We start from the raw sequence: 17,356 nt of genomic DNA, 5'->3' as shown, positions 1-17,356 counted from the left end.
ATAGAGAGATATAATTCGCCGTCAACACCTATTTTCAGTTTTATTCGGATTTAAGCGTAATACGTGCAAATGCCTTCTTGCCGGCTTGGCACACATGGGTTGAACCTACTGCATATATATAGGTGCGATCGACAACCTCACCATCCACCCGCACACCACCCGAACCTAGAAGATCCCGAGCCACTGCGGCGTTCTTCACCAGCCCTGCCTTATTAAGGACAGCCGCAATCGGCATATCCTCGGCAGCAACCAGCTCGATTTCCGGCAGATCATCAGGCAGTTCGCCATCTTTCATGCGGTTACCTGCGGCACGGTGAGCATTTGCAGCAGCCTCTTCACCATGGAAGCGCGCAACAATCTCTTCGGCCAGCTTGATCTTGATGTCACGCGGATTAGCGCCAGCATCTACATCCGCCTTGAATGCATTGATCTCATCCATGGAGCGGAAGCTGAGCAACTCGAAGTAACGCCACATCAACGCATCAGGAATGGACACCAGCTTGCCGTACATCACGCCAGGCGCCTCCTGGATACCGACATAGTTACCCAGAGACTTGGACATCTTCTTGACGCCATCCAACCCTTCGAGCAATGGCATGGTCAGAATGCACTGAGCCTCCTGACCGTAACCGCGCTGCAGCTCACGCCCCATCAGCAGGTTGAACTTCTGGTCGGTACCGCCCAGCTCGACATCGGCGCGCAATGCCACCGAGTCATAGCCTTGCACCAACGGATACAGGAACTCATGAATGGCAATCGGCTGATTGGTCGAATAGCGCTTGTCGAAGTCGTCGCGCTCGAGCATCCGCGCAACGGTGTACTGGGAAGTTAGACGAATGAAGTCCGCCGGCCCCATCTTGTCCATCCAGGTGGAGTTGAAAGCCACCTCAGTCTTGGCAGGATCAAGAATCTTGAAAACCTGGCTTTTATAGGTCTCTGCGTTTTCTAGGACCTGCTCGCGAGTCAAGGGTGGGCGCGTGGCACTTTTGCCACTGGGGTCACCGATCATGCCGGTGAAGTCGCCAATCAGGAAGATTACCTGGTGACCCAAGTCCTGGAACTGACGCAGCTTATTAATAAGTACGGTATGCCCGAGATGCAGATCCGGCGCCGTCGGATCGAAGCCAGCCTTAATGCGCAGCGGTTCGCCGCGCTTGAGCTTCTCGATCAACTCGGACTCGACCAACAACTCTTCCGCACCACGTTTGATCAGCGCTAGCTGCTCTTCAACCGACTTCATAACAGACCCGCAAGGCTCAGATTCAAAAGGGAACCAACCATACAAGATCATGGACTAATTACAAGTTTTGCCCGGCGTACGGGAGCATTCCGAAAGCAGAGTGCCCGCGCCCTTGCGTCACAGATGATTTGGTTATATTTTATACAGTTATTTCATCTTCATCATGTCATTCATCTTTTCCATTTCATCTTTTCAAAGTCAAATTACCTATGACCACCGAACCGTCTAAAGCGCCACCGCTTTATCCGAAGAGCCACCTGCTCGCCGCAAGTGGCATCGCGGCCCTTCTCAGCTTGGCCCTTCTGGTATTTCCATCCAGTGATGTAGAAGCAAAAAAAACGACATTGAGCCTTGATCTGGAAAGCCCGATCGAGCAACTGACACAAGATCAAGACGCCGCATCCACCGAACAAGCCACAAGCGAGGCCGTTGCCTCACCTTTCGCACAGATCGAAAACACCGCCGAAGACACCACGCAAACCGCAGAAGCCGCACCTGTGCCTGCTGCCGTGGAGGAGCCAAAAGCCCCCGGCCACAGGGAAGTTCTGGTCACCAAGGGCGACACCCTCTCCACACTCTTTGAAAAGGTTGGCCTGCCAGCCACTTCTGTCCATGAAGTACTGGCCAGCGACAAGCAGGCCAAGCAGTTCTCCCAGCTCAAGCATGGCCAGAAGCTGGAGTTCGAGCTGACGCCTGATGGCCAACTGAACAACCTGCACAGCAAGGTCAGCGACCTGGAAACCATCACCCTGACCAAAGGCCCCAAGGGCTTTACGTTCAGCCGCGTGATCACCAAGCCAGTGGTTCGTTCTGCCTATGTCCACGGCGTCATCAACAGCTCGCTTTCGCAGTCTGCCGCACGCGCCGGGCTGTCCCACAGCCTGACCATGGATATGGCCAACGTTTTCGGCTACGACATCGACTTCGCCCAGGATATTCGCCAGGGTGACGAATTCGACGTGATCTATGAGCAAAAAGTCGCCAACGGCAAGGTAGTCGGCACAGGCAATATCCTCTCCGCGCGCTTCACTAACCGTGGCAAGACCTACACCGCAGTGCGCTACACCAACAAACAGGGTTCCAGCAGCTACTACACCGCTGATGGCAACAGCATGCGCAAGGCCTTCATCCGTACACCGGTGGACTTCGCTCGCATCAGTTCGCGCTTTTCCATGGGCCGCAAGCACCCGATCCTGAACAAGATCCGTGCCCACAAGGGCGTGGACTATGCCGCGCCACGGGGCACGCCAATCAAGGCTGCCGGTGATGGGAAGGTGCTGCTAGCTGGCCGTCGTGGCGGTTATGGCAATACCGTGATCATCCAGCACGGCAACACCTACCGCACCCTGTACGGCCACATGCAGGGCTTTGCCAAGGGTGTGAAGACTGGCGGCTCGGTGAAACAGGGCCAGGTCATCGGCTATATCGGTACCACCGGGCTGTCCACCGGACCGCACCTGCACTACGAGTTCCAGGTCAACGGTGTCCACGTGGATCCGCTGGGCCAGAAGCTGCCCATGGCCGACCCGATCGCCAAGGCCGAACGAGCACGCTTCCTGCAGCAGAGCCAGCCTCTGATGGCCCGGATGGATCAGGAAAAGGCCACGATGCTGGCCTCGAGCAAGCGCTAAGCCATGGCGCTCTATATAGGTGTGATGTCCGGTACCAGCCTTGATGGCCTGGACATCGCCCTGATCGAGCAAAGCCCGGCGCTCAGATTGGTCGCCACTCGCTACATCCCCATGCCCGATACCCTGCGCGCCGAACTCCTGGGTTTGTGCGCCAGTGGCCCCGACGAGATCGCCCGTTCCGCCATCGCCCAACAGCACTGGGTCGAGCTGGCCGCCCAGGGCATCAACCAGCTTCTGCAACAACAGCAACTGCACCCTCAAGACATTCGCGCTATCGGCAGCCACGGACAAACCGTGCGCCATGAGCCAAGCCGCGGGTTCACGGTGCAGATCGGCAATCCGGCCCTGCTCACTGAGCTGACCGGGATCACTGTTGTCAGCGACTTCCGCAGCCGCGACGTGGCGGCGGGCGGGCAAGGCGCGCCGCTGGTTCCGGCCTTTCACGAAGCCCTGTTCGACCAGCGCCCGGGAAACCGCGCCGTGCTGAACGTCGGCGGGTTCAGCAACCTGAGCCTGATCGAAACCGCCAAGCCGGTGGCCGGATTCGACTGTGGCCCGGGCAACGTCCTGCTCGATGCCTGGATCCAGGCCCAACGCGCAGAGAACTTCGACCGCAATGGCCAGTGGGCTGCCAGCGGCCAGGTTGATCCGCCCCTCCTGCAAGCCCTGCTCAGCGACCCGTTCTTCGCCACCCAAGGCCCGAAGAGCACCGGGCGCGAGGTATTCAATCTTGATTGGCTACAGCGGCATCTGAGGGCACGGGGCGCTATTGCCGCCGAAAACGTGCAGGCTACCCTTCTCGAACTGACAGCTCTAACCATCGTCGATTCGCTGCAGAGCGCTCAAAGTGACACCCAGGAGCTGCTGGTGTGCGGCGGCGGCGCGCATAACGCAGCGCTCATGGGCCGCCTGGCAGCCCTCCTCCCGCAAACACGGGTCAGCAGCACTGCGGCGTATGGCGTAGATCCCGACTGGGTAGAGGCTATGGCGTTTGCCTGGCTGGCCCACTGCTGCCTGGAAGGCATCGCTGCCAACCGGCCCAGCGTCACCGGCGCCCGTGGCCTGCGTGTACTAGGCGCCATCTACCCGGCTTGAACAGCAGACAGCAAAACGCCGCAGGATCCCAGGCCCCTGCGGCGTTCGGCGAATGGCTACTGCCGGCTGGTCAGATCGAGAACGACGACCCGCAACCACAGGTAGTGGTGGCATTGGGGTTCTTGATCACGAACCGCGAACCTTCCAGGCCTTCCTGGTAGTCCACTTCAGCACCGGCCAGGTACTGGAAGCTCATCGGATCGACCACCAGGCTCACGCCCTCGCGCTCGACGATGGTGTCATCCTCGGCCACTTCCTCATCGAAAGTGAAACCGTACTGAAACCCCGAACAACCGCCGCCCGTAACGAATACGCGCAGCTTCAAGCGATCATTACCCTCTTCATCGACCAGGGTCTTCACCTTGTGCGCTGCACCTTGAGTGAATTGCAAAGCCGTGGGGGTGAAGGATTCAACGCTCATGCTGACTATCTCCCGGCGTTAAGCCGCCATACTGCGTAATGACGCGCATTATCCGCTTCTCCCAGAAAAGCGGTCAACTATTGTTACGGTATATCAATAGTCGTACAGCCACCCGTATAAAGCAGAAAGGCCCGTCAGACGGGCCTTTTTGTTCACGCAAAAACGACGTTAAGGCAGCATGCCCGCGTGGGACAGCCCCAGACGCTCATCCAGGCCGAACAGGATATTGAGGTTCTGCACCGCCTGGCCCGAAGCGCCCTTGACCAGGTTGTCGATGACCGACAGTACCACTACCAGATCACCATCCTGCGGCCGGTGCACGGCAATCCGGCACACGTTGGCACCCCGCACACTGCGGGTCTCCGGATGGCTGCCGGCCGGCATTACATCGACAAACGGCTCATTGGCATAACGCTTCTCGAACAACGCCTGCAGATCCACCGACTTATCCACCACCGTGGAGTAGAGCGTGGAGTGGATACCGCGAATCATCGGCGTCAGGTGCGGTACGAACGTCAGGCCAACTTCCTTGCCTGCTGCCCGGCGCAGGCCTTGACGGATTTCCGGCAAATGACGGTGCCCCTTGACCGCATAGGCCTTCATGCTCTCGGAAGTTTCCGAGTACAGCGACCCGACGCTGGCGCCACGGCCAGCACCGCTGACACCGGATTTGCAGTCGGCGATCAGCCGGGAAGTGTCGGCAAGGCCGGCTTCCAGCAGCGGCAGGAAACCGAGCTGGGTTGCGGTTGGATAGCAGCCAGGAACCGCAATCAAACGGGCTTTCTTGATCTGTTCGCGATTGACTTCCGGCAGGCCGTAGACCGCTTCGTCCAGCAATTGAGGAGCACCGTGAGGCTGACCGTACCACTTGGCCCACTCATCGGCATCCTGCAGGCGGAAGTCTGCCGATAGGTCGATGACCTTGGTCCCCGCAGCCAGCAGCTCGCCAGCCAGTGCATGCGCCACGCCATGGGGGGTGGCAAAGAACACCACGTCACAGGCACCAAGGGTCTTGATATCCGGCACGCTGAACGCCAGGCCGTCGTAATGGCCACGCAGGTTCGGGTACATGTCGGCAACGGCCAGGCCAGCCTCGGATCGCGAAGTGATGACTTCCACTCGCGCTTGCGGATGCTGTGCCAACAGACGCAGCAGTTCGACACCGGTGTAACCCGTGCCGCCGACGATACCGACCTTGACCATAAACCTGCCCTCAACGAACCCACTGGAAAGCTGCCGATAATAGGGGCGGCGCGCCCCTGCGACAACCGTCAAGGTGACGTGCGGACGCTCTACCCTCTACTATCTTCGCCACCGTGAACCTGGGAATAACTAAAAATGCTCTATCTATGGCTCAAAGCCTTTCATATCGTCAGCGTGGTCTGCTGGTTTGCCGGCCTTTTCTACCTGCCACGCCTGTTCGTTTACCACGCCCAAAGCGAGGACAGCATCAGCCGCGAGCGCTTCTGCCTGATGGAACGCAAGCTGTACCGCTTCATCATGGGGCCTGCGATGATCGCGGCACTGATCTTTGGCATCTGGCTGATCAGCCTCAACCCCAGCGCGTATTTCGGCCAGGGCGGCTGGATGCACGCCAAACTGACCTTGGTGGTCATCCTCATCGGCTATCACCACATGTGCGGCGCGCAAGTGAAGCGCTTCGCCCGTGGCGAAAACACCCGCAGCCATGTCTTTTATCGCTGGTTCAATGAAGTACCGGTTCTGATATTGCTGGCTATTGTAATTTTGGTCGTTGTACGGCCGTTCTAACTCTAACTAGTCGCTTCCCTGGGGGTACTCCAATGTCACTGCCCGCTTTGCTCGAACAACGTCTGCGCCTGCCCCTGGTGGCCGCGCCGATGTTTCTGATCTCCAACCCGGAACTGGTCCTGGCCTGCTGTCGCAATGGTGTGGTGGGTAGCTTTCCCGCCCTCAATCAGCGCGAAAGCAGCGGTTTCAAGGCCTGGCTGGAGGAGATCGAAGCGGGCCTGGCCAAGCTGGAGAACCCTGCTCCCTACGCCGTGAACCTGATCGTGCACAACAGCAATCCACGGCTGCAGGCCGACTTGCAGATCTGCATCGAGCACAAGGTACCGATCGTCATCACCAGCCTCGGCGCGGTCAAGGAAGTAGTGGACGCCGTGCACAGCTACGGCGGCCTGGTATTTCATGACGTGACCACCCGCCGGCACGCAGAGAAAGCCGCCGAGGCGGGTGTCGATGGGCTGATCGCCGTCGCAGCCGGAGCGGGTGGCCATGCAGGCACCTGGAGCCCCTTCTCTCTGGTCGCCGAGATCCGCCAGTTCTTCGACAAGACCCTGCTACTGGCCGGCTGCCTGAACCGGGGCCACGAGATTCTTGCCGCACAGCTGCTTGGCGCCGACCTTGCCTACTTGGGCACCCGCTTTATCGGTACCACCGAAAGCCACGCACCGGATGCCTATAAAGAGATGCTACTCAGCTCTCGAGCCGCCGACATCGTGCATACCGCCGCGGTTTCTGGAGTACCTGCCAGCTTCATGCGCCAAAGCCTGGAGAACGCAGGTTTCGACCTGGCCGCCCTGCAAGGCAAAGGTGAGATCAACTTCGGCTCCAAGCTCAAACCCATCAGCGATGAGGCAAAAGCCTGGAAAACCGTCTGGTCCGCAGGCCAGGGGGTCTGTGAAATCGACGATCTGCCCAGCGTCGACCAATTGATCGCGCGCCTGGACAGCGAATATCAGGCGGCCCAGCAACGCGCCAGCCAACTGAGCAAACGCTGGCCACGTTAACCCGTTCTCATTAGTTTTTTGGCCAGCCGAGGGGCGCTGGCCTTAAACTGTCGGTCTTTTATGTAAACCTTCTTTTCAAGTGACAGGGATGCCCCCATGAGCGAAACCCGCTACAAGATCGTTTTCGACGGCACGTTGCTGCCCGGCGTGGAAAAAGCCACTGCCCAACTGAACCTCGCCGAACTGTTCAAAAGCGATGCCGCCGCCGTAGAACGCCTGTTCAGCGGCCAGCAGGTGGAGCTCAAGCGCGACCTGACGCAGGCCGACGCCCAGCGCTATCTGGAAGCATTGAAGAACGCCGGGATCGATGCCCGCATCGAATCCGAGCAGGCCCTGAAGCTGGATCTAGACGCAGTAACCCCCACACCCAGGGCCAGCAGCCTCAGCGAGTCGCCCTATGCGCCCCCGCAAGCCGCAGTAGGCGATGCAATCCCACAATACGCCGCACTCAACGTATTCAGCTTCGAAGGCCGTATCGGTCGCCTGCGCTACCTCGCCTGGACTCTGGTCCTGACGGTGGCCATGCTGGCCGTGGTCGGGGTGGGCGCCTTCTTCGGTATCCTGTCCGCGGCGGTGTTCAATTCCACCCTGCTCACCGGCCTGGGGATTGTCGGCGGTATCGTGGTCTTCATCGGCTTCCTCGTGGTCAGCATTCAGATCAGCGTGCAGCGCCTGCACGATCTCGGCTGGTCGGGCTGGCTGTGGCTGCTGAACTTCGTGCCCATCGTCGGCAGCATCTTCCCTCTGGTGCTGATGGTCAGCCCGGGCAGCAACGTGGCCAACCGCTACGGCGCACCACCACCGCCCAACACCACCGCCGTCAAGGTGCTGTCCTGGATGTGGGTCGTCCTGATCGTCGTGCTGATCGTGGGCATGGTGGCCGGCGGTCTGAGCTCCCTGGAAGATCGCTACAGCGAAACCAGCTACAGCGAAAGCATCGACTCCAGCAACGCCGATGAAGATGCCGAACCCGCCGATATCGCCGCCCCTGTAGAATCCGAGTCCGAGCAAGAATAAACGCGCCCGGGCCTGCGACCCTCCCCGTCGCAGGCCGCCGGCCGTTGCGATGGAGAAATGCATGACCCGTTACGCTCTGATCACTGGTGCTTCCAGCGGCATAGGCCTGGCCCTGGCCGAAGCACTGGCCCGGCGCGGCCGTAACTTGATTCTTGTGGCCCGTCAGCGTGATCAGCTGGAATGCATCGCCCTGGAGTTGACCCAGCGCTTCGGCGTCGAAGTGCTGTTCCGCGCCTGCGACCTGGGCGAACCGCTGCGCCTGTCCGGTTTCCTGCTGGAGCTGGAGGAAGGTGACCGGCAGATCGACCTGCTGGTCAATTGCGCCGGCATCGGCACCAGCGGCCCGTTCCTGGCCCAGGACTGGATGACCGAGCAGGACCTGATCGAGGTCAACATCCTCGCCCTCACCCGCCTGTGTCATGCCCTGGGCAACAGCATGGCGCTGCTGGGCGGCGGGCAGATCCTCAATGTCGCCTCGGTGGCAGCCTTCTATCCCGGCCCCTGGATGAGCAGCTACTACGCCAGCAAGGCCTATGTCCTGCATTTCTCCGAAGGGTTGCGCGAAGAATTGAAGAAGTGCGCGGTGAAGGTCTCGGTACTCTGCCCGGGGCCGACCCGCACCGCATTTTTCCGCACCGCACAAATGGACACCACCAAACTCAAGGACAGCAAGCTGCTCATGAGCCCCGAGGAGGTTGCGCTGTATGCGGTGCGCGCCCTGGAAAAGAACCGCGCCATCATCATTCCCGGCCGCCTGAACCGCTGGATGGCCTTCAGCGCCCGCCTGAGTTCACGCTGGCTGACCCGCAAGATCGTCGGTTACGTCAATCGGGCCTACTGCCCACGTTAAGAGTCGGGGCTGGGCGCACCTTGTGCACCTGAGTACACTCGGCCCGGACCAACCCAATGGAGAAACAGCTGTGGATACTCTGTTCACCAAGATCATCAACAGAGAAATACCCGCGAAGATCATCTACGAGGACGACCAGGTTCTGGCCTTCCACGATATTGCCCCGCAAGCGCCGGTGCATTTCCTGGTGATCCCGAAGAAACCCATCCGTACCCTCAACGACCTCACCGAGGACGACAAGACCCTGGCCGGACACATTCTGTTCACCGCCCAGCGCCTGGCCAAGGAGCAAGGCTGCGAAGACGGCTTCCGGGTCGTCATGAACTGCAACGAGCTGGGTGGGCAGACCGTGTATCACATTCACATGCACGTGCTGGGTCAGCGCCAGATGAACTGGCCGCCGGGCTGATTGCCCCCACCCACCCCTTGCGCAGCGCCCTCTCGGACCATCGAGGACGAGGGTGCGCTGATCCAGCGCAGTTTTCGCTCCTTTGATTGGAGTAAACTGGCCGCCGAGATTTCTCCCGGAGATAAGCATGACTACCCAACGTCACTACTCGCCGATCGACCGCCTGCTGTTGCAAGCCGATATGGCGATGCGCACGCTGCTGCCTTTCAGCGGCCAACCTTATCGCCCGTCGCCGGCCATCGTGCAGCCGGAAGCGCAGATGAGTGACGAGGACACCCGGCACGTGGCCGGCCTGATGCGCATCAACCACACCGGGGAAGTCTGCGCCCAGGCGCTGTACCAGGGCCAGGCCCTGACCGCCAAGCTGCCTCAGGTACGCCAGGCCATGGAACATGCCGCCGAAGAAGAAATCGACCACCTGGCCTGGTGCGAACAGCGCATCCGCCAGTTGGGCAGCCACCCGAGCGTGCTCAACCCGCTGTTCTACGGTTTGTCCTTCGGCATCGGCGCCGCGGCAGGCCTGATCAGCGACAAGGTCAGCCTGGGGTTCGTTGCCGCCACCGAAGACCAGGTGTGCAAGCACCTGAACGAGCATCTGGAGCAACTGCCGGCCGAAGACGAAAAGTCCCGAGCGATTCTCGAACAGATGCGCATCGACGAAGAACATCACGCTGAAACCGCGCTCGAAGCCGGCGGGTTCCGCTTCCCGGCGCCGGTGAAATTCGGCATGAGCCTGCTGGCCAAGGTCATGACCAAGAGCACCTACCGGATCTGATTCCAAACCACGGGCATCAAAAAGGGCGCTATCGAAGCGCCCTTTTCTTTTACCGCCAGAATCCGCGCGGGTTCAGCCCAGCTCGACGATTTCGTAATCGTGAGTGATGGCCACACCGGCCGCGCCGAGCATGATCGACGCCGAGCAGTATTTCTCGGCAGACAGCTCGATGGCCCGCTTGACCTGGGCTTCTTTGAGGCCCCGGCCCTTGACCACGAAATGCATGTGGATCTTGGTGAAGACCTTGGGGTCTTCGGTGGCACGCTCGGCATCCAGGAACGCCTCGCAGCTTTCAACCGCCTGGCGCGACTTCTTGAGAATGCTGACCACATCGAAGTTGCTGCAACCGCCCACGCCGAGCAGGAGCATTTCCATAGGGCGAACACCCAGGTTGCGGCCACCGGCTTCCGGCGGGCCATCCATCACCACTACGTGGCCACTGCCCGATTCGCCGAGGAACATGGCTTCGCCAGCCCATTGGATGCGTGCCTTCATCGCCAAGACTCCACTGTTAAAAAAGGGTCGCCAGCTTAGCACAGGGTTTTCCAGCCACAGCGCTTTGACCGTTTGTCCCTCATTACCGGTTTTCGATAAGAAAAATCTTAATTGAGCCAAGGACGTGTCTGTTAAGCTGACGCCAAATGACTGGCGCATCGCCAGCGTTCAACACCTTCGTTTTACGCCCCATAAAAAAAACACCTCATACCGTGCAGTCTTTTCGGGATACAACCATGGTTGCTATTGCCCCCACCCCCAAGATCAAAAATCTCGACAAGTTGCTCATGCACTGTCAACGCCGCCGGTATCAGGCCAAGAGCAACATCATCTGCGCCGGTGATGTGTCCGACAGCCTGTACTTCATCATCAAGGGCTCGGTGACCATCCTCATCGAAGACGATGACGGTCGGGAGATGATCATCGCCTACCTCAATGCCGGAGACTTCTTCGGCGAACTGGGGCTCTTCGAAGAGGCCGGCCATGAGCAGCAGCGCAGCGCCTGGGTACGCGCCAAGGTAGAGTGCGAGGTTGCCGAGATCAGCTACGCCAAGTTCCGCGAACTGTCGCAGAACGACCCGGACATCCTCTATGTGCTCAGCGGGCAGATCGCCCAGCGCCTGCGCAACACCACGCGCAAGGTCGGCGACCTGGCGTTCTTCGACGTGACCGGGCGGGTGGCCCGCTGCCTGCTGGAGCTGTGCAAGCAACCGGACGCCATGACCCACCCGGATGGCATGCAGATCAAGATCACCCGCCAGGAAATCGGCCGGATCGTCGGTTGTTCACGGGAAATGGTCGGTCGCGTCCTCAAGGATCTGGAAGAACGCAACCTGGTTCACGTCAAGGGCAAGACCATGGTGGTATTCGGCACCCGCTAATCCGCCAGGAAGCCCTTGAGCATCTGCCGGTACAGGCTCTCCAACCGCACTAGCGCATCGGGCGCCGCAAAGGCCTCGTGCAGGGCGATATGACTTTCGGCCCGGCAGCGCTGTTCCAGGCCACAGGCCTGATTGAAAGTATTGACCGCGCTCACCATCGAATCGCGTTCGTTATCCAGCAGCAAGGCACCATGCACCAGGCCCACTGGCCGCTGGCCACCCTTGCTCTGACGCCAGCGCTGGGCGGTGCCGACCATCTTGCGCCCGTCCAGGTTGACGTTGAAGCGACCATCGCAGAACGCCCCTTCCACTTCGCCCAATGACGGGTTGCCCCCCAGCTCGCTGAGCAGATCGCAGATCGGCTGACACAGGCGCCGGTACGCGGTTTCGATCCGGCCCTGATCCCCTTCGCTGCGCGGCGGGGCGTAGACCAGTGCGATGTTCACCGTGGCCGCCGACTGCGGCACCGGCTCGCCGCCGGTTTCGCGCAACAGCACCGGCCAGCCTTTGGCGGCCGACTCCTCGCAGGCCCGTTCAAATCCAGGCAGGCGGCTCAAGCGCCGAGGCATCACCAGCGCCCGGTCACTGGGCTGCCAGAACAGCAGGCCGAACTCTTGTTCACCGGTACACACCAGGGCCAGCAGATCTTGCTCGGCCTGCAGGCCGGCTTCGACAGTCAAGGCAAGGGGTTGAGTCATGGCAGTAGAAATCCTTGGCGATAGGCATGAAAAAGCCGGCATCGCCGGCTTGTTCATTGTCACGGGTTCAGTCCAGGGTCGAGCCGCTGACCGGCACGCCGCGCTCAGGGAAGAACAGACGCTGCAATTCGCTGCCCGGGCTTTCGGCACGCATGAACGCCTCACCCACCAGGAACGAATAGACATCGCTGATTTCCATCAGCTCGACATCGGCACGGTTGAGGATGCCGCTCTCGGTAATCACCAAGCGCTCGCGAGGAATGCGTGGCAGCAAGTCGAGGGTGGTCTCCAGATTGACTTCGAAGGTGTGCAGGTTGCGGTTGTTGACCCCAACCAGCGGTGTGTCGAGGGTCTTCAGCGCCCGCTCCAGCTCATCACCATCATGCACTTCCACCAGCACATCCAGGCCAACGCCCTTGGCCACCGCCGCCAGCTCCGCCATCCGCGCGTCATCCAGCGCAGCGACAATCAGCAATACGCAGTCGGCGCCCAGGGCACGGGCTTCGACGATCTGGTACGGGTCGATCATGAAATCCTTTCGGATCACCGGCAGCTTGCAGGCGGCGCGGGCCTGCTGCAGGTACGCATCGGCACCCTGGAAGTAATCGACATCGGTCAGCACCGACAGGCAAGTGGCACCGCCTTTCTCGTAGCTCTTGGCAATGTCCGCCGGAACGAAGTTCTCACGGATCACGCCTTTGCTCGGCGAAGCCTTCTTGATCTCGGCTATCACTGCCGGCTGCTTGAGCTTGACCTGGTCCTGCAAGGCCCGGGCGAAACCCCGTGGTGCATCGGCAGCACGCGCCAGGGTTTCCAGCTCGGCCAGGCTGACGCGGGCGCTGCGCTCGGCAACCTCCTCGGCTTTACGGGCGAGGATTTTTTCCAGAACTGTCGGCACACTCATCCTTCATTCTCCTGCTTGAACACCGCGGTAAAGGCACCCAGCTCTTCGAGCTTCTCCCGGGCCAGGCCGGTGTGCAAGGCGTCGTGAGCCAGGGCCACGCCCTCTTTCAGGCTACTGGCATGATCGGCGGCATACAGCGCCGCACCCGCATTGAGCACAATCATTTCGGCGGCCTTCTGGCCATGCTCGGTCTTGCGGCGCCCCAGGGCATCGCGGATCAGCTCCAGGGAGGCCGCCGGGCTTTCCACCACCAGGCCGAACAGACTCTGGCTCTTCATGCCCAGATCCTCGGGCTGTACCCAGTACTCGGTGATCTGGTCATTCTTCAGCTCGGCCACATAGGTGGGCGCAGCCAGGCTGAACTCGTCCAGACCATCCTGGGAATGCACCACCAGAACGTGCTTGCTGCCCAGGCGTTGCAAGACTTCGGCCAGGGGCCGGCACAACGCCTGAGTGAACACGCCTACCACCTGATGCTTGACTCCGGCCGGATTCGTAAGCGGGCCGAGCATGTTGAACAGGGTGCGCAGGCCAAGGTCGCGACGCGGGCCGGCGGCATATTTCATCGCCCCGTGATGGGACTGGGCAAACATGAAGCCGATGCCGACGTTATCGATGCAGCGCGCCACCTGAACCGGGGTCAGGTTCAAATAGATCCCTGCCGCTTCCAGCAGGTCGGCGCTGCCGCTCTTGCCGGACACCGCGCGGTTGCCGTGCTTGGCCACAGTGCAACCGGCCGCCGCGACCACAAAGGAGGAAGCCGTGGACACGTTGAAGATGTTCGCCCCGTCGCCGCCGGTGCCCACTACATCCACCACGCCATCCAGGGTTTTCAGCTCGACCCGGTCCGCCAGCTCGCGCATTGCCGATACCGCACCGACGATCTCGTCGATGCTTTCGCTTTTCATGCGCATGGCCATCATGAAGGCGCCAATCTGCGCATCGGTGCATTGGCCGGTCATGATTTCACGCATTACCGAACGCATTTCTTCGGTGCTCAGGTCCAGGTGGCCGACGATACGGCTCAAGGCAGTCTTGATATCCATGAAAAGTCCTTAGCGCGTGCCGCCGCTCTGTTTGAGAAAGTTGGCGAACAGCTCGTGGCCCTGCTCGGTGAGAATAGACTCGGGGTGAAATTGCACCCCCTCGATATTCAGCGTCTTGTGGCGCAACCCCATGATCTCGTCGACGGAGCCGTCTTCCAGCTGGGTCCAGGCCGTGACTTCAAGGCACTCGGGCAAGCTCTCGTGCTTGACCACCAGCGAGTGGTAACGGGTTACGGTCAGCGGCATGTTCAGGCCGTTGAACACCCCCAGGTCGCGGTGGAACACCGGGCTGGTCTTGCCGTGCATCACTTGCCGGGCACGCACCACCTGGCCGCCAAAGGCCTGGCCGATGGACTGATGCCCCAGGCATACGCCGAGAATCGGCAGCTTGCCGGCGAAATGCTTGATCGCCTCGATGGAAATACCGGCTTCGGTCGGCGTGCAAGGCCCGGGCGAGACCACGATGCGCTCGGGCTTGAGCGCCTCGATCTGAGCCACGGTCAGTTCGTCATTGCGCACTACTTTCACCTCAGCTCCCAACTCGCCCAGGTACTGGACGACGTTGTAGGTGAAGGAGTCGTAGTTATCAATCATCAGCAGCATACATGCTCCAACTTATTGATTTTAAAGTAGGTGTGCATGCAACTCAGGGTGTCGATATGCACATTGATATACACAAGCGCAGTGGAGCGTGCCGGGCAAGCTTGCGCACCCGAATGCTGCAAGCTGTCGGCAGGGCAGACAAGGTGATGGATTTGAACCGCCTTATCTATGCAATGTCGCTCAGCTCGCCACGCCATCGTCGGCCATCGCCAGCGCAAGCCGGCAGAACGTTGGGCATGACGATGCACCCGATGGCATTGCCGCCGGGCGAAGGTGTACTGCGTGGGGAGACTGATTGGCATGCAGCGTTCTCCTGGGGTTTGGAGCCGCCGTGCCGGAGAGCTATTAGATCCTTGATCCCTGCTTGCCGATTACGGCGGCAGGGTTCGGTTAAAAAACCGCAACGACGTGCCGCTTCCTATTGGAAGCGCCACCACTGACTAAAACGAATCGTTGCAATGCAAAGCATAGGACCTAACCGTAATTGAGCACTCGACGGCGTTCCGCAGCCGAGCTTCGAGGCGCGATTGTACCGTTCATCAAGGGGCTGCGTCGATTGCAATTTGCCGCTGGGTCTTGCGGCACTCACTCCGCTGGTTGATACCTGCCCCACTCCGTTGGAGCGCAATGCATGGCTGGCCCCGCGTATGCCGTGCGCTCCAGAGCGCCGGGCGGCACGACATGCAAACCGTTTTGCGCAGCCCGCCTCGGCAGCTGGCTTGGAGGCCCTTTAAACGCCACAAGTCCATCACCGAAACGGCGCGGTTCGTAATGTGGTGGCCGCCTGCTTGCTCTCCTTTGTCGTGCGGCTCAAGGGGCATTACGCCTCTGCCAGAACAGGAAGCACGGCCACTTGATCAAAGGGGCGCTATTCTTGCCATGGCCAAGTCAGGAAACCAGCGCCCTTTTCTCCAGCAAATGGTCGAGCCAGTCCGGATCCATTTCTGGCTCACTGGAGAACAACAAGCCGGTGTAGTCGCGGTACGGCGGGGTAAAGATCTCCTCCCGGCAGCCGTGATCGACCACCTTCCCACGCTGCATCACCAGTACCTCGTCGGCAATGGCGCGCACGGTGGCGACGTCGTGGGTGATGAACAAGTAGGCCACGCCCAGTTGCTGCTGGATGCGGTTGAGCAGCTTCAGAACGCCTTCGGCCACCAGTTGGTCGAGGGCCGAGGTGACTTCGTCGCAGATGATCAGTTGCGGCTCGGCCGCCAGAGCCCGGGCGATACAGATTCGCTGCTTCTGCCCGCCAGACAGTTCGCGGGGCTGGCGATCCATGTACAACGCCGGGTCCAGCTCGATCATCTCCAATAGCTCGGCGACCCGCTGGCGCAGCGCCTGGCCCTTGAGGCCGAGGTAGAAACTCAGCGGCCGGCCGATGATGTCGACGATGCGCTGGCGCGGGTTGAGCGCGGTGTCGGGGATCTGGTAAATCATCTGCAATCGGCGCAATTGCTCCTTGTTGCGCTGGCGATAATCAGCTGGCAGCGCTTTTCCGTCATACAACACCTGGCCGCTGGTCGGCGGCAACAACCCGGTGATCAAGCGTGCCGTAGAGCTCTTGCCGCTGCCCGACTCGCCGATCACCGCCAGGGTCTGGCCACGATAGAGCTTGAGCGAGACATCATGCAGCACCGGCTGATGGCCGTAGCTGGCGCTGGCCTTGCGTACCTCCAGCAGCGGTGTTGCCTGCGGTGGGCACGGCTTGGGTTCGGTGCGCAAGCTACGTACTGCCCACAGCGATCTGGTGTAATCCTGCTGTGGGGCGTCGAGCATGGTCCGGGTGTCGGCCTCCTCCACCAGCTTGCCGTGACGCAGAACCATGATGCGGTCGGCCATTTGCGCCACCACTGCCAGGTCGTGGCTGATATACAAGGCGGCGCTCCCGTAGGTTTTCACCGCATCGCGAATCGCCACCAGCACTTCGATCTGGGTGGTGACATCCAGCGCCGTGGTCGGTTCGTCGAAGATGATCAGGTCCGGGTGGCAGGCCATGGCCATGGCGGTCATCACCCGTTGCAACTGACCGCCGGAGACCTGGTGCGGGTAGCGCTGGCCGATCTGCTCGGGGTTGGGCAGACGCAGTATGCGGTAGAGCTCCACTGCCTCGGCTTGTGCCTTGGCACGGTCGATACCAGCGTTCCTTACCGCGGTTTCGACATGCTGGTCGATCAGCCGGTGCGCGGGGTTGAACGAGGCCGCCGCGCTTTGCGCGACATAGGCGATACGCAGGCCGCGCAGCTTGCGCAGGGCTTCGGGCTTGGCGCCCACCAGTTCCTGGCCATCGAAGCGCACCGAGCCACCCGTGATACGGCAACCGTCGCGCACATAACCCATGGAGGCCAGACCCAGAGTCGACTTGCCCGCCCCCGATTCACCAATCAGGCCCAGTACTTCGCCCCGCTGCAAGCTCAAGTCGATGCCTTTGATCAGCGGGTGCCAAGCGTCCTGATAATGGCCTTCAATACGCAGGTCGTGGATTTCCAGTAGCGGCTTGTCACTTGGATGAACGGTCAT

Annotated in this window: 18 protein-coding genes; 9 read left to right on the top strand and 9 right to left on the bottom strand. The window is 60.6% G+C overall.

From position 1 onward, the window contains the following. Positions 1 to 40: 40 nt before the first annotated feature. Positions 41 to 1,240, bottom strand: coding sequence for a tyrosine--tRNA ligase (tyrS, locus tag F6S12_RS01540; RefSeq protein WP_053154182.1), 1,200 nt, complete (start codon positions 1,238 to 1,240; stop codon positions 41 to 43). 209 nt (positions 1,241 to 1,449) lie between these two features. Here tyrS and F6S12_RS01535 point away from each other — a divergent pair, with 209 nt between their 5' ends. After that, positions 1,450 to 2,871, top strand: a complete 1,422-nt coding sequence (locus tag F6S12_RS01535) for a peptidoglycan DD-metalloendopeptidase family protein (RefSeq protein ID WP_161466560.1) — start codon at positions 1,450 to 1,452, stop codon at positions 2,869 to 2,871. A 3-nt stretch (positions 2,872 to 2,874) separates the two neighbouring features. After that, positions 2,875 to 3,966, top strand: a complete 1,092-nt coding sequence (locus F6S12_RS01530) for an anhydro-N-acetylmuramic acid kinase (RefSeq protein WP_152686482.1) — start codon at positions 2,875 to 2,877, stop codon at positions 3,964 to 3,966. 70 nt (positions 3,967 to 4,036) lie between these two features. Here F6S12_RS01530 and erpA read toward each other — a convergent pair whose 3' ends face one another. Next, on the bottom strand, positions 4,037 to 4,387 hold the full coding sequence (gene erpA / locus F6S12_RS01525) for an iron-sulfur cluster insertion protein ErpA (protein ID WP_011063789.1): 351 nt from the start codon (positions 4,385 to 4,387) through the stop codon (positions 4,037 to 4,039). 168 nt (positions 4,388 to 4,555) lie between these two features. Next, positions 4,556 to 5,590, bottom strand: a complete 1,035-nt coding sequence (gene argC / locus F6S12_RS01520; RefSeq protein WP_015637236.1) for an N-acetyl-gamma-glutamyl-phosphate reductase — start codon at positions 5,588 to 5,590, stop codon at positions 4,556 to 4,558. A gap of 135 nt (positions 5,591 to 5,725) precedes the next feature. Here argC and hemJ point away from each other — a divergent pair, with 135 nt between their 5' ends. The 6 genes from hemJ (at position 5,726) to coq7 (ending at position 10,209) form a co-directional block, all read left to right on the top strand. Continuing rightward, on the top strand, positions 5,726 to 6,157 hold the full coding sequence (gene hemJ / locus F6S12_RS01515) for a protoporphyrinogen oxidase HemJ (RefSeq protein WP_011063791.1): 432 nt from the start codon (positions 5,726 to 5,728) through the stop codon (positions 6,155 to 6,157). Between the two features lie 32 nt (positions 6,158 to 6,189). Then, complete coding sequence (locus tag F6S12_RS01510; RefSeq protein ID WP_019092762.1) at positions 6,190 to 7,158, top strand: NAD(P)H-dependent flavin oxidoreductase; 969 nt, start codon at positions 6,190 to 6,192, stop codon at positions 7,156 to 7,158. A gap of 96 nt (positions 7,159 to 7,254) precedes the next feature. Then, a complete protein-coding gene (locus F6S12_RS01505; protein WP_011063793.1) occupies positions 7,255 to 8,175 on the top strand; it encodes a DUF805 domain-containing protein in 921 nt (306 codons plus the stop codon). Positions 8,176 to 8,236: 61 nt separating this feature from the next. Then, positions 8,237 to 9,025: an SDR family NAD(P)-dependent oxidoreductase gene (locus F6S12_RS01500; RefSeq protein ID WP_019092760.1), complete on the top strand. Its 789-nt coding sequence runs from the start codon at positions 8,237 to 8,239 to the stop codon at positions 9,023 to 9,025. Between the two features lie 70 nt (positions 9,026 to 9,095). Beyond that, positions 9,096 to 9,434 (top strand): histidine triad nucleotide-binding protein, encoded by a 339-nt coding sequence (locus tag F6S12_RS01495; protein ID WP_011063795.1) that lies wholly within the window; start codon positions 9,096 to 9,098, stop codon positions 9,432 to 9,434. Positions 9,435 to 9,561: 127 nt separating this feature from the next. Next, a complete protein-coding gene (gene coq7 / locus F6S12_RS01490) occupies positions 9,562 to 10,209 on the top strand; it encodes a 2-polyprenyl-3-methyl-6-methoxy-1,4-benzoquinone monooxygenase (protein ID WP_011063796.1) in 648 nt (215 codons plus the stop codon). 72 nt (positions 10,210 to 10,281) lie between these two features. Here coq7 and F6S12_RS01485 read toward each other — a convergent pair whose 3' ends face one another. After that, positions 10,282 to 10,704, bottom strand: coding sequence for an OsmC family protein (locus F6S12_RS01485; RefSeq protein WP_009045862.1), 423 nt, complete (start codon positions 10,702 to 10,704; stop codon positions 10,282 to 10,284). Positions 10,705 to 10,940: 236 nt separating this feature from the next. Here F6S12_RS01485 and crp point away from each other — a divergent pair, with 236 nt between their 5' ends. After that, positions 10,941 to 11,585, top strand: a complete 645-nt coding sequence (gene crp / locus F6S12_RS01480) for a cAMP-activated global transcriptional regulator CRP (RefSeq protein WP_011063797.1) — start codon at positions 10,941 to 10,943, stop codon at positions 11,583 to 11,585. Here the strand turns inward: crp and F6S12_RS01475 are convergent. The 5 genes from F6S12_RS01475 to F6S12_RS01455 all read right to left on the bottom strand — a co-directional run bounded on the left by F6S12_RS01475 (position 11,582) and on the right by F6S12_RS01455 (position 17,356). Further along, positions 11,582 to 12,283 carry a lipoyl protein ligase domain-containing protein gene (locus F6S12_RS01475; RefSeq protein ID WP_315868676.1) on the bottom strand — a complete coding sequence of 234 codons (702 nt, stop codon included), beginning with the start codon at positions 12,281 to 12,283 and terminating at the stop codon, positions 11,582 to 11,584. The two genes, crp and F6S12_RS01475, sit on opposite strands and share 4 nt — an antisense overlap. A 67-nt stretch (positions 12,284 to 12,350) precedes the next feature. Further along, on the bottom strand, positions 12,351 to 13,187 hold the full coding sequence (gene trpC / locus F6S12_RS01470) for an indole-3-glycerol phosphate synthase TrpC (protein WP_011063799.1): 837 nt from the start codon (positions 13,185 to 13,187) through the stop codon (positions 12,351 to 12,353). After that, positions 13,184 to 14,233 carry an anthranilate phosphoribosyltransferase gene (trpD, locus tag F6S12_RS01465; protein ID WP_011063800.1) on the bottom strand — a complete coding sequence of 350 codons (1,050 nt, stop codon included), beginning with the start codon at positions 14,231 to 14,233 and terminating at the stop codon, positions 13,184 to 13,186. The genes trpC and trpD overlap by 4 nt, the downstream gene beginning before the upstream one ends. A 9-nt stretch (positions 14,234 to 14,242) precedes the next feature. Next, entirely contained in the window at positions 14,243 to 14,836 is a 594-nt protein-coding gene (locus tag F6S12_RS01460) for an aminodeoxychorismate/anthranilate synthase component II (RefSeq protein ID WP_011063801.1), read from the bottom strand. A gap of 888 nt (positions 14,837 to 15,724) precedes the next feature. Beyond that, positions 15,725 to 17,356 carry an ABC transporter ATP-binding protein gene (locus F6S12_RS01455; protein WP_183001544.1) on the bottom strand — a complete coding sequence of 544 codons (1,632 nt, stop codon included), beginning with the start codon at positions 17,354 to 17,356 and terminating at the stop codon, positions 15,725 to 15,727.

The sequence above is a fragment of the Pseudomonas sp. JV245A genome, from assembly GCF_032424515.1.
Classification (GTDB): Bacteria; Pseudomonadota; Gammaproteobacteria; order Pseudomonadales; family Pseudomonadaceae; genus Aquipseudomonas; species Aquipseudomonas protegens.
This window is presented reverse-complemented; position numbering and strand designations above follow the sequence as displayed.

Excerpts from the sequence above, each read along its gene's own strand:
- tyrS (WP_053154182.1), bottom strand. The coding sequence starts at position 1,240 with ATGAAGTCGGTTGAAGAGCAGCTAGCGCTGATCAAACGTGGTGCGGAA.
- F6S12_RS01535 (WP_161466560.1), top strand. The coding sequence starts at position 1,450 with ATGACCACCGAACCGTCTAAAGCGCCACCGCTTTATCCGAAGAGCCAC.
- F6S12_RS01530 (WP_152686482.1), top strand. The coding sequence starts at position 2,875 with ATGGCGCTCTATATAGGTGTGATGTCCGGTACCAGCCTTGATGGCCTG.
- erpA (WP_011063789.1), bottom strand. The coding sequence starts at position 4,387 with ATGAGCGTTGAATCCTTCACCCCCACGGCTTTGCAATTCACTCAAGGT.
- argC (WP_015637236.1), bottom strand. The coding sequence starts at position 5,590 with ATGGTCAAGGTCGGTATCGTCGGCGGCACGGGTTACACCGGTGTCGAA.
- hemJ (WP_011063791.1), top strand. The coding sequence starts at position 5,726 with ATGCTCTATCTATGGCTCAAAGCCTTTCATATCGTCAGCGTGGTCTGC.
- F6S12_RS01510 (WP_019092762.1), top strand. The coding sequence starts at position 6,190 with ATGTCACTGCCCGCTTTGCTCGAACAACGTCTGCGCCTGCCCCTGGTG.
- F6S12_RS01505 (WP_011063793.1), top strand. The coding sequence starts at position 7,255 with ATGAGCGAAACCCGCTACAAGATCGTTTTCGACGGCACGTTGCTGCCC.
- F6S12_RS01500 (WP_019092760.1), top strand. The coding sequence starts at position 8,237 with ATGACCCGTTACGCTCTGATCACTGGTGCTTCCAGCGGCATAGGCCTG.
- coq7 (WP_011063796.1), top strand. The coding sequence starts at position 9,562 with ATGACTACCCAACGTCACTACTCGCCGATCGACCGCCTGCTGTTGCAA.
- F6S12_RS01485 (WP_009045862.1), bottom strand. The coding sequence starts at position 10,704 with ATGAAGGCACGCATCCAATGGGCTGGCGAAGCCATGTTCCTCGGCGAA.
- crp (WP_011063797.1), top strand. The coding sequence starts at position 10,941 with ATGGTTGCTATTGCCCCCACCCCCAAGATCAAAAATCTCGACAAGTTG.
- F6S12_RS01475 (WP_315868676.1), bottom strand. The coding sequence starts at position 12,283 with ATGACTCAACCCCTTGCCTTGACTGTCGAAGCCGGCCTGCAGGCCGAG.
- trpC (WP_011063799.1), bottom strand. The coding sequence starts at position 13,187 with ATGAGTGTGCCGACAGTTCTGGAAAAAATCCTCGCCCGTAAAGCCGAG.
- trpD (WP_011063800.1), bottom strand. The coding sequence starts at position 14,233 with ATGGATATCAAGACTGCCTTGAGCCGTATCGTCGGCCACCTGGACCTG.
- F6S12_RS01460 (WP_011063801.1), bottom strand. The coding sequence starts at position 14,836 with ATGCTGCTGATGATTGATAACTACGACTCCTTCACCTACAACGTCGTC.
- F6S12_RS01455 (WP_183001544.1), bottom strand. The coding sequence starts at position 17,356 with ATGACCGTTCATCCAAGTGACAAGCCGCTACTGGAAATCCACGACCTG.